The sequence below is a fragment of the Pseudomonas monteilii NBRC 103158 = DSM 14164 genome (genome assembly GCF_000730605.1).
Taxonomy (GTDB): Bacteria; Pseudomonadota; Gammaproteobacteria; order Pseudomonadales; family Pseudomonadaceae; genus Aquipseudomonas; species Aquipseudomonas monteilii.
The window spans coordinates 1-15,076 of sequence record NZ_BBIS01000010.1 but is presented as its reverse complement, the minus strand read 5'-3'; the positions used below and the strand labels follow the sequence as shown (position 1 = coordinate 15,076).

The window sequence follows — 15,076 nt, the reverse complement described above, 5'->3', positions numbered from 1 at the left end:
GGTCCCGGGTTCTCTCTGCAAATGGACCCTGCACATGGCTGTTCCCTCCTCTGCTGCCCCCTTGTTCCCACGCAAACTGGCCATCGCCTTGCTGGCCCTGCTGGCCTGTTCATTCGCCGGCAACCACATCGCCGCTCGCATTGCCTTCGATGACGGCACTGGCGTGCTGCTGGCGATTCTCTGTCGCTCAGGCATCACCTTGCTGGTACTCGCCTGCCTGTTGCTGTGGCAACGCCAGGCGTTAGGCCTGCCTGCGGGCACCCGGCACTGGCAGTTGCTGCTAGGCCTGCTGATCGCCACCCAGAGCCTGTGCCTGTACTCGGCAGTGGCGCGCATCCCGGTGGCCCTGGCGCTGCTGGTGGGTAACACCTTCCCGATGTTGCTGGCATTGCTTACCTGGGCGCTAGGTGGCGCGCGACCTAGCAGCCGCACGGTGCTGTTCATGGGCCTGATTCTGTGCGGTCTGGTACTGGCGCTGGATGTGCCGGCTCGCCTGGCCGACAGTGGCGCAGCCAACCCGCACTGGGCGCTGGGCGTCAGCCTGGCCTTTGGTGCCGCCTGTGCGTTTGCCTGCGCCTTGTGGATCACCGACCACAAACTGGCTGCCGTACGCGGGCCAGTGCGCAGCCTGCTGACCTTGCTGATCGTGTTTTCCAGCATGCTGGTTGCAGGCGCAAGCGGTGTGATGCCGTCGGGCTTGTCACTGCCCGGCAGCAGCGGTGGCTGGATCGCCTTGGGCAGCCTGGTGGTGCTGTACGGCCTGGCCTTCACCTTGCTGTTTGTGTGTGTGCCAAGGTTGAACATGGCGCAGAACGCACCGGTGATGAATGTCGAACCCATCGCGACACTGCTGCTGGGCTGGGCGTTGCTCGATCAGCACCTGAGTACCCCGCAACTGATCGGCGCCGCCGTGGTGGTGTGCGGCATCGTGCTGCTGACCTACCGTCGGGCCCGTTGATTGTTCATTTGAAAGGAGCCTTGAATGGCTGTGACCGAGCTGCACCTGCAAGACAACCTGACCCGCCTGAGCCTGGCCCCGGAACTGGGCGCCAGCCTGGTCAACTGGGAAGTGAAGGCAACCGGGCAGCCGTTGCTACGCCATTCAGACGCGGCCGCGCTGGCCACCGGTACCCCACGACGGCTGGCCTGTTACCCGCTGGCGCCGTGGTCCAATCGCATTTCCGAGGGTGGCTTTTCCCGGCCCGAAGGCTGGCAGGCACTGGCGCCCAATACCACGCACGACGCTTACCCGATTCATGGCAGCGCCTGGCAACAACCCTGGCAGGTGGAGCACCACAGCGAGCGGCGCGCACGCCTGACACTGCACAGTGAAGTACCGTTCGCCTACCAGGCTACGTTGGATGTGCATTTGCACGAGGGGTGCCTGAACCTGGACCTGCATGTCACGCATCTGGATGAGCAGGCTAACTGGTATGGGTTGGGGTTGCATCCCTACTTCCCGCGGTATCCCGATACCAAGCTGCATGCAGCAGCGCGCAAGGTATGGCTGGCCGAGGCGGGTCGATTGCCTTCGTATGAGGCAGAGATACCAGAGCGTTGGCGTTTTAAAACCCTGGGAGGCTTGCCTGACACGGTCGTGGATCACGCGTTCAATGGCTGGCCGGGGGACTGTGTGATTGAACAGCCCGGTGCCGGATATCGCTTGGCGTGCAGTGCCAGTGGGGCTGAGCATTTCTTGCTGTTTTGTCCGCAGGGACAAGGCTTTTTCTGCTTTGAACCGGTTACTCACCCGGTCAATGCGCATCACCTGCCGGGGCGGCCGGGGCTGAGGTTGTTGCAGCGTGGGGAGGCTATGAGCCTGGGGTTCAGGATGCAATATCAAACGCTGTAATCGTGTCGCCTGGAATTGGGGCTGCAAAGCAGCCCCAAAATCTCAAGCCCTACGCAACTGCCTCAACGGGTGTCGCCATCGGCTTTTCAGCCGAGGTACCCCGTACCTCTCGCGCCACCTTCCACACCAACACCGCCGCCACAATATCGAACGCGGCCAGCACCACGAACAACGGGCTGTAGCCAATCTGCGTGACCAGCACGCCGAACACCAAAGTAAACGCCGCCGCCCCCAGATACCCGCACATGCCGCCCATACCGGTCGCCGTGGCCACCTGGTCCTTGCTGAACGAGTCGGAAGTGATCGCGTACAGCGCCCCCGACAGCGTCTGGTGGGCAAACCCGCCAATGCACAGCAACAGGATCGCCGTGTACGGGCTTTCCACCAGGCCAATGCAGGCCGGGCCGATCATGCAGCTGGCGCCGAACACCAGCACCATCTTGCGCGAGGTGAACAGCGACACCTTGAAGTAACGGTGGAACAGCGGGCTGAGATACCCGCCCAGCACACAGCCGATGTCCGCCGCCAGGAACGGCAGCCAGGCGAACATCGCCACTTCCTTGATGTTCATGTGCCGCTCGGTCATCAGGTACAGCGGAATCCAGGCATTGAAGGTTTGCCAGGCTGGCTCCGACAGGATCCGCGCTGACGCGATGGCGTAGAAGTTGCGGGCCTTGAAGATACGCTTCCACGCGCCCTTCTCGCGGGTGTCCTGCTTGAAGTGCGCTTCCTGCCCGGCCAGGATGTAGTCACGCTCCTCGTCACTCAGGCGTTTCTGGTCGCGCGGATGCTTGTACAGCAGCATCCACAACAGGGTCCAGACAATGCCCGAAACGCCAACGATCACGAACGCCAACTGCCAGCCACTGTGCAGGATCGCCCACACCACCAGCGGCGGCGCCAGCAAGGCGCCGAGCGACGAGCCGATGTTGAACCAGCCAATCGCCACAGATCGCTCCTTGGCCGGGAACCACTCGGTGGTGGCCTTGACCCCGGCCGGCAAGCCGGCGGCTTCGGTCATGCCCAGCAACCCACGCATGAACGCCATGCTCTGCCAGCCGGTGGCCAGGGCCGCGCCGGCACAGGCCATTGACCAGGCCATGGCGAACACGGCAAAGCCCAGCTTGGTGCCGATGAAGTCGATGAACCAGCCGGCAATGGGCTGCATGAGGGCATAGCACACCTGCCAGGCAGCGACGATCTTGGCGTATTGCTCGGTACTGATGGAGAGGTCGGTCATCAAGGTGGGGGCAGCCACCGAGAGGGTGTTGCGGGCGAGGTAGTTGACGACGAGCCCAGCCGTGACAAGGCTGACCATCCACCAACGGATGCCTTTCATCTTCATGGTTCACCTGAATTTCTTGTTTTTAGAGTGGCGAGCGTTTGGCGCAAACGCCGGCAGGGCTATTTGCGACAAATTGTTTCAGGCGAAAGAGTGCCACGTCATAGGTCATCGTACAACAATTATTATTTGGAGCAATTCCGAACGATGTTGTACGATCTCAATCAAGTTGTTGTGCTCGCAGTGCCTGCGCCAGCATGTCGATGAATGCCCTGACCTTGGCCGAGCCATATTTGCTCTCCCGGTGCAGCACATGAATTGGCCAGGGCGCCTCTTCGTACTCGGCCAGAATCACCTGCAGTTGCCCGTTGGCCAGTTCATCGGCCACTTGGTACGACAACAACCGGGCAATACCCAGCCCGCCACTGGCAGCCGCGATGGCCCCGTCGTTGCTGGTGACCGTCAGCCTCGGCTTCATGCGTACCATGGTCGGCTCTTCTGTCACCCCAAAGCGCCAGCCGGCACGGGGCGACAGGTTGGTGGTGCCGATTACCGCATGTTCGGTCAGGTCCGAGGGATGTTTCGGCACGCCATGTCGCGCCAGGTAATCGGGGGATGCGCACAACATGCGCCGCACCCTGCCGACCCGCAACGCCTTCAACCCCGAGTCGGGCAACGGGCCGATGCGCACCGCAACATCCATACCCTCCTCGACCATGTTCACCACGCGGTCCAGGAAGTAGGCAGACACATCGACCTCAGGGTACTGCTTCAGGTAGCGGACGATGCACGGCATGACGAACTTCTTGCCGAACAGGATCGGCGCGGTAACCGCCAGGTCGCCCTTGGGGGTGGCGTTGATGCCCGCAGCGGCGGCGTTGGCCTCGTTGATGCTAGCGAGGATATGCCGGGTGTCTTCCAGGTAGCGGCCTCCCGCTTCGGTCAGGCGTACGCTGCGGGTAGTGCGCAGCAGCAGTTTTACCCCAAGCTGGTCTTCCAGGGCGCTGACGGCGCGAGTGACGGCGGCCGGGGAAATATCCAGCCGCCGGGCAGCAGCGGCGAAGCTTTCCAGCTCACCTACGGCGACGAACACCTTCATCAGGTGGATCTGGTCCATGCGGGCTCCTGAGGACATGAGGTGCCGGGATTATTATTCATCTGGGCATTTTGTGCTGCCCGCGAAGAGGGCGGGACTGGTTTGTCAGATGTCCAGCACCAACGCCTGTAACCCCTCCTCCACCTGCGCCGGCACCGCACAACAGATCAACACAGACCCCGCCTCCGGCAGCTCTGCCGGTGGATTCGGATAATGCACCTGGCCACTCACAAGCTTGGTCTTGCAGGTACCACACGAGCCACCCCGACAACTGAACTCCGGCGCCAGCCCGCGCGCCTCGGCCAGCTCCAGCAAGGTACCGCTACCGGGTGCCCAGCGCGCTTCCTTGGCTGACGCCGCAAAGTACACCGGTACTGGCTCGCTGGCGGCGGGCGGCTGTTGCAAGGTAGGCTGGTCGGCGTCCGTGTGCCGCCGCAACGTCGACGGCCCAAAGGCTTCTGCGTGAATCCGCGCATCCGGCACATGCACGCCCCGCAGCCCTTCATACAGGTCCTGGGTAAAGCTGCCTGGCCCACACAGGTAGAAATCGTAGTCGTCCAGCGCCAGCGTGGCCTTGACCTGCTCGATGCCCAGACGCCCGGCAAACTCGTAATCTCGTCCAAGCAGCGCATGTTCTTCCGGCTGGCTCAGGGCGCGATGGACGTGCAGCAGGCCTCCCGCCTGTTGCCGCAAGCTCGCCAGCTCCTGCCCGAACGGCAGGTCGGTCAGGCTACGCGCGCCATGGAACAAGTGGATATGCCGCGTCTGAGCCTTGCTCAACTGCTCGCGCAGCATGGCCAGTAATGGCGTGATACCCACCCCCGCGCCAATCAGCACCAGCGGCCGCGTGCTCTGCACGTCCAGCGTGAAACTGCCCATGGGTGGACGCACGTTAAGCACATCGCCGGGCGCGATGCGCTCATGCAAATGCCGGGAAACCGGGCCCTGGGCTTTGACGCTAATGCGCAAATAGCCGTCGGAAGGTGCACTGGACAAGCTGTAGGTGCGAATCAGCGGCGCTTCACCGTCGCGCTGTACCTGCACCGGAACATGTTGCCCGGGTGCAAACACTACAGCGCCATCGCTGGGCGGCTGAAGGTAGAACGAACGGATATCGCGGCTCTCCTGCTCCACTCGCAGCACGCGCCAGGCTTGCCATTGGCGCTGTTGCCGACGTTGCTGCAAACGCGCATCGGCCTCGGCCCAAATGCCGGTCATCAGGCTGGTCGGTGCGTACTCCTTGAAGGCCCAGCGCAGGGACACCGCAGCCGGCCGCCACACCACCTGCTCGACCTCCAGCGTCCACAACCGCTCTGCACCTTCGAAAGCCTGGATGGCCGGGCTTTCCAGCAGCACCTCGGCACGGCCACACACCTGCAGTACGTTGCCGTTGCTGAAGTCGATGAACAGCAAACCTGCCCTCGGGTTAACCAACACGTTGCCCAAGGTGTTGAAGTGCAGGTTACCGGCGTAGTCGGGAATGGTCAGCGTGTTGCCTTCGACCTTGACGAACCCTGGCCGACCGCCACGGTGGGAAACATCCACCGAGCGCTGGCCGCCTTCATGCTCGACATAGCTGGCGACGAAGAATGTGTCAGCAGACTGGATCATGCTGACGGTCGTGGCATTCAGTGTTGTGGCATCGACGCGTCCTTGTGCCGGTTCGGTGACGCGGGTGTAGTCGCGCAGCTGGATGTACTGCGGGCAGTTGCCGAACGACTGGTCAACCGTCACCTGCAATTGCCCTGCAGCAGCCTGGCGGATCTGCCCGTTGAGGCGGTTGCGCCGGCGGGTGTGCAGTTCGATGCCCAGCAGGCCGATTGCCTGCCCGGCGACCAGCCCCGGGGTGGCTGGGTCATCTGCCGGTAACCTGGTGTCAATCGTCAATTGGCGTGGGTCGGGCGAGCTGACGAAACCTTCCGGCCCTTCCAGCAGCGTCGCCCAAGGCCGCCCCTGAGCGTCAACGCTGGCCGCCACCATGAACGGCAACTGGTGATAGAACGTGCGGTGCTGGTCGGGCATGTAGTCACGAATGACCTTTTGCCCGAACGCCTCCATGCGCTCTGCTACACCGACCTTTTCCTGCAGGGTTTTCTCGCCCGCATGCCAGGGCGAGGGGCGTTGGTCCGGCGTCTGTTGCATGGCGGCGTTCCTCCCGAGGACGCGGTGTCAGGCGCTGGTCTGCAGCCCGATCACGGTACGTGGCATGGGCACGAAGCCCGGCAATGACTCGATCCGTGCCAGCCAGCTACGCACATTGGCATAGGGCTCCAGCGACACATTGCCTTCCGGTGCGTGAGCGATATATGAGTAGTTGGCGATGTCGGCGATAGTGGCTGTGTTGCCAGCCAGGAAGGGCGACTTGGCCAGCTCGGCATCGATCACCTTGAGCAGCGTGTGGGCGCGGGTAATCACTTCGTCGGTGTTGAACGCAGCACCGAACACGGTCACCAGGCGGGCGGCGGCGGGGCCGAAGGCCAGCGGGCCTGCAGCGACCGACAGCCAGCGTTGAACGCGGGCGGCAGCGGCTGGCTCTTCGGGCAGCCAGGTGCCGTTGTCATATTTTTTGGCGAGGTAGACGAGGATGGCATTGGAGTCTGCGATCACCGTGCCGTTGTCATCGATGACCGGTACTTGGCCGAACGGGTTAAGGGCCAGGAAGTCCGGTTGCTTGTGCGCCCCTTTGGCTAGGTCGACGAACACCAGCTCGGTGGGCAGGTTGAGCAGAGACAGCATCAGTTCAATGCGATGGGCGTGGCCAGACTTCGGGAAGTTGTAAAGCTTGATCGGGTTCGACATGGGCTTGGCTCCTGGTCAGCACCGGAGTGGGCTGATGGAGCACATGCTGCACCTGATCGGCGCAGAGCAGAATCCGTGTGATGAGGAAACCATAATTTCGCTGTGCGAAATAATTCGCCAGATCGGTCGTGCCAAACACCAATTGCCACGCCAGCGCGACGCCGCATACCCGAGCAGCCTGGCTGCCACACTGTCGGGGTTCGAGATCCGCCCCAAGCACCTCTGAGCCAACTGTGTGCTGGATCTGCTGGTCTCTTCGCGGTTTACCTGCGAAGAGGCCAGCAGCCTTATTGCATACTCCGAATCAGTGCAGCTTGTTGAAATACCGGTACAGCCCCCGCGCGGCCTCGACCACCTGTGGCACGCACGCCTGGATATCGGCTTCGCTCATCTGGTCCAACAACTCGAAGTTGTCCTCCAGCCCATGCAGCGAAATAGCCTTGAGCAGTTGATCCTGCTCCGGCGGCAACGCCTCCCAACCGGCAACCTGGGTACCGCGCATGTAACCGAAGCACCACTCTTCCATGACGATCACATTGCCTTGCTCACCTTCGTTTTCTTCGAATAGCGGCTCGAAGTGGTCGACGTCATCACCCAGCTCTTCTGCCACCTGGTTGGCATAGCGCAGCATCAACGCGGTGTACGCTTCTTCGTGCGCAGGCTTCTTGAACTTCGGCACCTTGCCACCGGCTACCGCAGGCAGCCATTGCTCGGGGTAGACGGTGACCGGCGAGCTGGCGAGCGCGGTGAAAAAACCATTGAGTTCGGCCAGGTTCAGCACCGAGTAGTCGTTGCCGTAAGTGATCAGCAGGTCTTCGAGGCGGGCGAGTTCTTTTTCGCTGAGAGCGGGGAGCATGGGCGTACATCCTGAGAAGCAAAAGTGTGTGCACCCTAGCACAGCAACGCTTGAAGGGTTGCCCGTGCGTGCCACAGCACGGGCAGATTTTTCAGGAGGGCAGCCAACCCGGCAACTCATGCTGCCGGTCGGTGCCAATCAGCAGCCACAGCAAGATGCGGCACTTGCGCGGGCAGAGCTGCCCGGCCATGTGTACGCCTTTTTTCTGCAAGTCGATCTCGGAGCCGGAAAACCCGTAGGTTGCCCCGGCTGTAGGTCCCTTACCTGTGCGAGTGGCGACAATGACTGGCATGGTTGGCGTCATGTGCTCCAGAACATCAGACCAACTGCCGGAAACATGGCCAGCGCCAAAGCCGGCGATGACCAACCCGTCGTAACCCAATGTGGGCACAGCCTGCAGCAATGCCGTATCAGCGTCCAGGCACGCCTCGAGTAGGGCAACACGCTGGTCAGTACGTCCCGGTAACGGCAGCACTTCCCGCCTGTATGGTGGATGGCGATACGTAGCGACGCCCTCTACAACTTCGCCCAGAGGACCAAAGCCAGGCGACTCGAATGCCGCCATCGCCAGGCTGGCCGTCTTGCGAACCCTTGCCGCGCAATGAACCTGATCATTCATCACCACCAGTACACCACGCCCACTGCTGCCTTGTGCCAATGCAACCTGTGCCGCAGCCAGCAGGTTGGCCGGGCCATCGTTGCCCGGCTGGCTGGCCGAGCGCATGGCACCGGTCATCACCAATGGCGCATCGAATGGCCAGAGCAGGTCAAGGAAATAGGCCGTTTCCTCAAGGCTGTCGGTGCCTTGGGTCAATATCACAGCCCGGGCACCGCGCTCGACCTCGCAGCGAGCCCAGGCCAGCACATCCAGCAGCGCCCTGAAGCTGAGCGATGCACTGGGAACCAGGCACAATGACGTTACGTTTAACTGCGCCATCTCGCGCAACTGTGGGACCTGAAGCAGTTGCTGCTCACAATCCAGAGTGGGCGTTACACCACACCCAACCGCCGCAGCCTGCATACTGACCGTCCCCCCCAAACTGGCGATCGACAGCCTGGGCAGGCCCGAATGCTCAATCATGCTTCTCCCCCCACAAGTAACCCGATCAGCGGTACGATTCCCAACGTGCTGACGGCCATCGACACTACGTTACCGATGTAGCCATGCACATAGGTCGGCAACCGCTGAGTGATCGCCACTGCCAGCGGCGGAGCCACCAGCGCACCCAGCACTGCACTGGCCACGACTACTTGCCAACTGCCTCCATGCGCCAGCACTGCGGCCGGCACGATCGAGACAATCGGAATGTAGGTAGGGTACCACCCACGGGCTTGCCACTGGCCGCGCCAGAATACGACCCCGACCAAAGACGCCAAGGCCTGCCCAGCCACTATGTGCATCACCAACATTGAACCGTATGCGGGGGCCGCCGGGGCCAACAGGTAAGCCAGTAACACGCCCAGTAGTAGACCGAGGCTGGCCAGTTCATTGCCAAAGAATGGCGCTTCGCTGAAGTCGGCCAGCACACGCCGCAAGGTCCAGACCACACCGTAGTCTGGTTGGCTGGCCACAGGTTTCGCAACGTCGGGTTCGTGGCTTTGACGTACCCATGACGGGAAGCGCTTGCACAGCAGGAAAGCGACGACACTTGCCACGGCCATACCACTCACGTTGCCGATGACCACAGGCAACTGCAAGGGATAGCACAGGTAGTTGATCATCAGCAGACTCGCCGGGGTTACCAGTAGTGACCCCAGTAGCGCGCCTGCTATCGTCACTCGCCAGCCCGCACCAAACAGCAGCACCATGGCTGCCGGCAGTGACACAAAGGCCACAAACGTTGGTTGCCAGGTGCCACCGGCCAAGGTCCATCCCCATAAGGCGTGGCTAAGTAAAAGGCCCAGTAGCGAGCTGGTGAATACCCATGGCCATAGTCCGCTTCCATAGCAGATGGCAAAACCCTGCCAGCGATACCCGCGAAGATGGGCCCAATGTGCCAGGCAAGCGCCTAGCAGCAAGCCCAGCGCAGGCAACTCATGCTTGTAGAAAGTCACCTCGCTGATATCGCCCACTATCCAGCGCAAACGGCTCAGCGGTTGGTCCAGTGTCGCCGCCAGTTGCCCGTAGTCTGGCCATTGGCCTGTCGCAAGGCTGGCTACCAGCAGCATTAACAGGCAGGTAAAGATCAACACAGGGGAACGCTGCCGATTGGGCAGCAGTAATGGCTTCATCTGTGGATCCTCAGCGTGGCATAGGCGCATGCAGGCGGTAGCCAAGCGCAGCATCGTAGAGATCGGTTCGGCGATCACGCTGCAGGTCGTTGAGGCTGTTCCAGATCGGCGCTGAACGCGCGCTGCTGAGGTCGACATCGGCATACAGAATGCTTTCCTCCTCCGCACTAGCCACCTCACCAATGGGCCAGCCATTGGTTCCGGCAATCAACGAACAACCGAGAAAGCGCCCCCCTCGCTCACTGCCGATACGGTTTGCGGCGGCGATGTAGACATTGTTTACGTGCGCGGCCGTCATGGTCAGGTACGACGCCATGCAACGCCCTGCGTCATCAAACAGCGGTGGCGGTGTCCACACCCAGTTGTTCAAGCTGCATATGATGTCTGCGCCTTGCGCTGCCATCAGCCGCGGCACTTCAGGGAACCAGATGTCCCAGCAGATCAGCAGGCCGATACGCCCGATTGGCGTCTCGAATACAGGAAAACCGAGATCTCCAGGGGTGAACCAGAGCTTTTCCTGGTTCCACAGGTGGGCCTTGCGATAGTGCCCAAGCAAGCCGTCGGGGCCGAACAATGCGGCGCTGTCGTAAAGCTTCAAGCCATCACGCTCGGCAAATCCTGCTGCCAGGTACACCTGATACTCCCTGGCGAAATCAGCCCAGGCATTCAGGCTGCGGCCTGCCTGCAGCGTTTCGGCATGGGCATAGGCCTCGGCACGGGAGTGAAAGGTATAACCGGTGTTGGCCAGCTCGGGCAGCACGATCAGATTGGCACCTTCACGCGCCGCACGCCGGGCCAGTGCCAGGCCTCTGCTCAGGTTGCCATCGCAGTACTCTAGCCCGACCTGTGGGTCGTACTGGATGACAGCGATACGGACAGGGCTGACGGGGGGGCAATGTTCAGACATGGCGACTTCCTTTTTGTGGTTGTTCTGGAAGGTCGCCAGTAGAGCGGGGTTGCGCTTGGGAGGGACAGTCGGGCAGGTCCTATGGGGGCGAAGGAGAAGCGAGTAAGTGCAGTAGGACGAATCTCACAAAGTCACCCAGACGCCGCTATTTCCCAAGTTGATAATGCGGATAGTGTTCAAGGGTGAAGCCCCCATTGAACGTTGCGGATGTGTTGTTGCAAAGATTAATGACTACATCGAGCGCGGTGCGTAAACACGGCTCGGTCCAGCCGGCGTCAACAGAGAAGGACTCTCCAGCCAGGTATAACCCCGAGCTGGCACTGTAATCGCGGTTGTATTTCATCAGGCCGACCGCGTCGTAGTAGGTACCTGCGCGATACAGCTTCGCGCAGCCGAGCGCATTTTTGTCCGTCGCCCAGCGCTGTATGCGAATGTTTCGGGTATCGATGTAGGGCGATATAGGTTCAGCCACATTGCCGCAGCTCAGGAGGATCCGGTCGAGTTCCTCGACACACTTGTTGGCCAGTTCTTCATCAGTGAATGCTGCTAGCTTGGTTGCATCGTCTTCCCAGGTGTAGCTGAGCAGAATGCAGTCATCGGGGTAACGATCGTTGTACCGATAGGCGTAGACGTCGTGGACAAAGCTATCGGTGACAAGGATCTGGGGTAACGCTGACTTACGGTCCAGATAACTCTTCTTCAGTGGCGCATAGACTTTGCAGCTGGTTTCCCAATGAGCGTGCTTCCACGCGTCCACAATCGACTGCGGCAGTATCTGACGGCTGAAACCGTCGAGGCGCATGTTGGTCTCGATCAACCAGGAAGGGGTGGTCAAGATCACACTGTCGAAGTCATCGTATTGGAGGCTTTGATACGCAGGATCACTGCAGTGCCAGCAATATCCGACCCGGATACGACCCGCTTCAAGCTTTCGCAAGGAACGGACCGAGGTGTCCGTCAACAGCCCGTCATATTGTTGAAGGAGATGATCATAAAGCGAAGTGCCGTTCATCCCTGCATCGAGAAACAACAGGCTTTCATCCATCGCCGCTAGACCGATGTAGGCGGGCCCTTTGAACATCAGCCCTCTACTATCAGGAACATTACTTGCTTCCAGATACGGCGCAGCATAAGGCACTCCATCCTGATCAACACGGCCATGCACCAGTTGCAAATGACTGCTGAAGCCAAAGATTGCAGTACGCAGGGGGTACAGGCAGCAGACGTCGTAAAACGCACCCCAGCTACCATCACCAATGCCGATTGAATAGAAAATGGCCGACTCTTCACTGCTCATGCCCAACCCGCCAAAATCACCAGGGTTTGCGGGATTCCACGCAGTGAGCATGGGCAAATGCACCAGATCCCTGAATGACAACAGGTGATAGCGCTCGACTACAGCCTGCCACGTCGACGCCCAACATTGCGTGCCATATACCATGGCGATGCGCTCGGCAAACTGCCTGGCGAAGCGATGCCATTTTTCATAGACCTTTTGCAGCGTTGCTGTAGGTGGAGGAGTATTCCCTTCTGGATTACGCCAAACCAGCAACTCCGGTTTCCCCTCTTCCTCTAGTTGCCCATCACGAAGATAGATACCGGTTGTGTTCACCCAAGGTGTCCCAGGGTTCGGGAAATCGGAAAGCTTTAACTTGAACAGCTTCGCGTAGTAGGCCATAAGCGAGCACCCATCTTTAGGCGATTCGCCTGTCCTGTTGAACAAAGGCATACGCATGGCCCCCATCTCGAATGGCGTTGAAAGCTGCTTGTAATTGCAATCTTTATTCACCACTGTCAGGTGGCGACCGCCCACGCGCTGAGACTGCTCAATCAAGGTGATGCGGGTAAAACCACAGCGCAACAATTCCCGAGCAGCAGTTAGCCCTGTTACGCCAGCACCAACAATACAGATCCGATGCTCCGGGCGGGCAGCACGTGCAACACCTCCCTGTTGTTCAACCAGACGACGGTAGTCGAAGCAGAGGTCTGGAGGATTCGGAAAACGCGCGGCCCACGGCTGCACGGGCAAGGCTGGCTCAATGGCCAGATCAGCAGGGTGGTTATGGCTGGAACCGATGGTCATGTAATCGTACTCTCCATGAATTGAAGAGCCTGAGCATGATCGACTTGAGATATTTGAAGTGTTGGTTATGTGCCACCAACCAACACCCACAGAATCGTGAGAGACCTGTGGGTGCCAGCGTGCAGTCCCGATGAGGGCGTTAGGCCTTACACCGCCAGCGCCCGCTCACGCAGCTCGCTGTTGAGGATTCGGTCGTTCTCGCTGTAATCGACCGGGCAGTCGATCACATGTACGCCTGGGGTCTTGATGCAGTGCTCCAGCAGCGGCAGCAGGCCTTCGGCGCTTTCCACGCGGTGGCCGTTGGCACCATAGGCTTCGGCGTACTTGACGAAGTCCGGGTTGCCGTAGTCCAGGCCGAAATCGGTGAAGCCCATGTTGGCCTGCTTCCAGCGGATCATGCCGTAGCCGTCATCACGCAGGATCACCACGGTGATGTGCATGCCCAGACGGACTGCAGTTTCCAGCTCCTGGCTGTTCATCATGAAGCCGCCGTCGCCACATACCGAAATCACCGGGCGGTCCGGGTGCACCAGGTGCGCCGCCATGGCCGATGGCAAGCCGGCGCCCATGGTCGCCAGGGCGTTGTCCAGCAGCACGGTGTTTGGCTTGTGCGCCTTGTAGTTACGGGCAAACCAGATCTTGTAGATGCCGTTGTCCAAGGCAACGATGCCTTCGGACGGCAACACGCGACGGATGTCGGCAACCAGGCGCTGCGGGTAGACCGGGAAGCGGTCGTCGTCGGCGCCTTCGGCGATTTGCGCTTCGTTGGCTTCACGGATGGCCATCAGGCGAGTGAAGTCCCAGTGCGAGGTCTCGGTGAGGGCTTCGCTGATCTGCCACACGGCGTTGGCGATATCGCCGATCACTTCGACCTGCGGGAAGTACACGGCATCGACTTCGGCGGAGCGGAAGTTGATGTGGATGACTTCGGTGCCACCACGGACCATGAAGAATGGCGGCTTCTCGATCACGTCGTGGCCGATGTTGACGATCAGGTCGGCGGCCTCGACGGCGCGGTGCACGAAGTCACCGGACGACAAGGCGGCGTTGCCCAGGAAGCGCGGGTGGCGCTCGTCGACCACACCTTTACCCAGTTGAGTGGTGATGAACGGGATGCCAGTCTTGTCGATCAGTTGCTTGAGGACCTTGGCGGTCATCTTGCGGTTGGCGCCGGCACCGATCACCAGGATCGGGTTACGGGCGTTATGCAGTTTCTGCACGGCGGCTTCGATGGCCACATGCTCGGCCAGCGGGCGGCGGTGCAGGCTGCGCGGGATCGGCAGTGCATCGGTCTGCTCGGCGGCGATGTCTTCCGGCAGCTCCAAGTGTACCGCACCCGGCTTTTCTTCTTCGGCCAGGCGGAAGGCTTCGCGCATGCGCGACGGGATGTTGTCGGCCGAGGCAAACTGGTGGGTGTACTTGGTGATGGGGTCCATCATGCCGCACACGTCGATGATCTGGAAGCGGCCCTGCTTGGACTTCTTGATCGGCTTCTGGCCGGTGATCATCATCATCGGCATGCCGCCCAGGTAGGCGTAGGCGCTGGCAGTAACCAGGTTGGTGGCGCCAGGGCCAAGGGTCGACAGGCTGACGCCGGTCTTGCCGGTCAGACGGCCATAGGTGGCAGCCATAAAGCCTGCAGACTGCTCGTGACGGGTCAGTACCAGCTTGATCTTCGACTTGCGCAGGGATTCGAGCAGGTCGAGGTTTTCTTCACCGGGAATGCCGAATACATATTCGACACCTTCGTTTTCCAGGCATTGCACTACAACATCGGCGGCCTTGGCCATCTTGCTTGCTACCTCAAGTGATGGGACGGTGGGAGTCCAGAAATGCGCAGCAAGGTACGCTGGCATCGCCAGGCTCAGGGGCAGGAGTGCCCTGAACCAAAGTCTTGACGTAGGGTGGGCGAGGGAAAGTCACGTTGATGTGACAGCAATGTTGTCGCAGCCTTGAATTTTTGCCTAGA

At 60.7% G+C, this 15,076-nt stretch carries 13 protein-coding genes; 3 read left to right on the top strand and 10 right to left on the bottom strand.

Features of this window, described 5'->3' with window-relative positions; genetic code table 11:
- The first annotated feature begins 34 nt into the window (after positions 1 to 34).
- Both PM2_RS05550 and PM2_RS05545 read left to right on the top strand, forming a co-directional pair.
- Positions 35 to 958: an EamA family transporter gene (locus PM2_RS05550; protein ID WP_028700123.1), complete on the top strand. Its 924-nt coding sequence runs from the start codon at positions 35 to 37 to the stop codon at positions 956 to 958.
- Positions 959 to 982: 24 nt separating this feature from the next.
- Positions 983 to 1,852 carry an aldose 1-epimerase gene (locus tag PM2_RS05545; protein ID WP_028700122.1) on the top strand — a complete coding sequence of 290 codons (870 nt, stop codon included), beginning with the start codon at positions 983 to 985 and terminating at the stop codon, positions 1,850 to 1,852.
- Positions 1,853 to 1,901: 49 nt separating this feature from the next.
- Here the strand turns inward: PM2_RS05545 and PM2_RS05540 are convergent, their stop codons facing one another.
- The 4 genes from PM2_RS05540 to PM2_RS05525 form a co-directional block, all read right to left on the bottom strand.
- Positions 1,902 to 3,197, bottom strand: a complete 1,296-nt coding sequence (locus PM2_RS05540; protein ID WP_028700121.1) for an MFS transporter — start codon at positions 3,195 to 3,197, stop codon at positions 1,902 to 1,904.
- Between the two features lie 157 nt (positions 3,198 to 3,354).
- A complete protein-coding gene (locus PM2_RS05535; protein ID WP_028700120.1) occupies positions 3,355 to 4,251 on the bottom strand; it encodes a LysR family transcriptional regulator in 897 nt (298 codons plus the stop codon).
- Between the two features lie 84 nt (positions 4,252 to 4,335).
- The gene (locus PM2_RS05530) at positions 4,336 to 6,372 is read right to left on the bottom strand and encodes a pyridoxamine 5'-phosphate oxidase family protein (protein WP_028700119.1); all 2,037 of its coding nucleotides are present in this window, start codon (positions 6,370 to 6,372) and stop codon (positions 4,336 to 4,338) included.
- Between the two features lie 27 nt (positions 6,373 to 6,399).
- On the bottom strand, positions 6,400 to 7,029 hold the full coding sequence (locus tag PM2_RS05525; protein ID WP_016712045.1) for a glutathione S-transferase family protein: 630 nt from the start codon (positions 7,027 to 7,029) through the stop codon (positions 6,400 to 6,402).
- 34 nt (positions 7,030 to 7,063) lie between these two features.
- On the opposite strand from PM2_RS05525, the gene PM2_RS05520 reads away from it, so the two are divergent.
- A complete protein-coding gene (locus tag PM2_RS05520) occupies positions 7,064 to 7,255 on the top strand; it encodes a hypothetical protein (protein ID WP_016712046.1) in 192 nt (63 codons plus the stop codon).
- Positions 7,256 to 7,333: 78 nt separating this feature from the next.
- Here the strand turns inward: PM2_RS05520 and PM2_RS05515 are convergent, their stop codons facing one another.
- The 6 genes from PM2_RS05515 to PM2_RS05490 form a co-directional block, all read right to left on the bottom strand.
- Entirely contained in the window at positions 7,334 to 7,885 is a 552-nt protein-coding gene (locus tag PM2_RS05515; protein WP_016712047.1) for a UPF0149 family protein, read from the bottom strand.
- A 91-nt stretch (positions 7,886 to 7,976) separates the two neighbouring features.
- Entirely contained in the window at positions 7,977 to 8,966 is a 990-nt protein-coding gene (locus tag PM2_RS05510) for an asparaginase (RefSeq protein ID WP_016712048.1), read from the bottom strand.
- A complete protein-coding gene (locus PM2_RS05505; protein WP_028700118.1) occupies positions 8,963 to 10,117 on the bottom strand; it encodes a hypothetical protein in 1,155 nt (384 codons plus the stop codon). The genes PM2_RS05510 and PM2_RS05505 overlap by 4 nt, the downstream gene beginning before the upstream one ends.
- Positions 10,118 to 10,127: 10 nt before the next feature.
- Positions 10,128 to 11,024, bottom strand: a complete 897-nt coding sequence (locus PM2_RS05500; protein ID WP_016712050.1) for a nitrilase family protein — start codon at positions 11,022 to 11,024, stop codon at positions 10,128 to 10,130.
- A gap of 145 nt (positions 11,025 to 11,169) precedes the next feature.
- Positions 11,170 to 13,107 (bottom strand): flavin monoamine oxidase family protein, encoded by a 1,938-nt coding sequence (locus PM2_RS05495; RefSeq protein WP_028700117.1) that lies wholly within the window; start codon positions 13,105 to 13,107, stop codon positions 11,170 to 11,172.
- A gap of 146 nt (positions 13,108 to 13,253) precedes the next feature.
- Entirely contained in the window at positions 13,254 to 14,897 is a 1,644-nt protein-coding gene (locus PM2_RS05490; RefSeq protein WP_042131426.1) for an acetolactate synthase large subunit, read from the bottom strand.
- Between the last annotated feature and the right edge of the window lie 179 nt (positions 14,898 to 15,076).

Coding starts and splice junctions, on each gene's coding strand:
- PM2_RS05520 (WP_016712046.1), top strand. CDS start 7,064: ATGGAGCACATGCTGCACCTGATCGGCGCAGAGCAGAATCCGTGTGAT.
- PM2_RS05535 (WP_028700120.1), bottom strand. CDS start 4,251: ATGGACCAGATCCACCTGATGAAGGTGTTCGTCGCCGTAGGTGAGCTG.
- PM2_RS05490 (WP_042131426.1), bottom strand. CDS start 14,897: ATGGCCAAGGCCGCCGATGTTGTAGTGCAATGCCTGGAAAACGAAGGT.
- PM2_RS05505 (WP_028700118.1), bottom strand. CDS start 10,117: ATGAAGCCATTACTGCTGCCCAATCGGCAGCGTTCCCCTGTGTTGATC.
- PM2_RS05500 (WP_016712050.1), bottom strand. CDS start 11,024: ATGTCTGAACATTGCCCCCCCGTCAGCCCTGTCCGTATCGCTGTCATC.
- PM2_RS05525 (WP_016712045.1), bottom strand. CDS start 7,029: ATGTCGAACCCGATCAAGCTTTACAACTTCCCGAAGTCTGGCCACGCC.
- PM2_RS05495 (WP_028700117.1), bottom strand. CDS start 13,107: ATGACCATCGGTTCCAGCCATAACCACCCTGCTGATCTGGCCATTGAG.
- PM2_RS05550 (WP_028700123.1), top strand. CDS start 35: ATGGCTGTTCCCTCCTCTGCTGCCCCCTTGTTCCCACGCAAACTGGCC.
- PM2_RS05530 (WP_028700119.1), bottom strand. CDS start 6,372: ATGCAACAGACGCCGGACCAACGCCCCTCGCCCTGGCATGCGGGCGAG.
- PM2_RS05545 (WP_028700122.1), top strand. CDS start 983: ATGGCTGTGACCGAGCTGCACCTGCAAGACAACCTGACCCGCCTGAGC.
- PM2_RS05510 (WP_016712048.1), bottom strand. CDS start 8,966: ATGATTGAGCATTCGGGCCTGCCCAGGCTGTCGATCGCCAGTTTGGGG.
- PM2_RS05540 (WP_028700121.1), bottom strand. CDS start 3,197: ATGAAGATGAAAGGCATCCGTTGGTGGATGGTCAGCCTTGTCACGGCT.
- PM2_RS05515 (WP_016712047.1), bottom strand. CDS start 7,885: ATGCTCCCCGCTCTCAGCGAAAAAGAACTCGCCCGCCTCGAAGACCTG.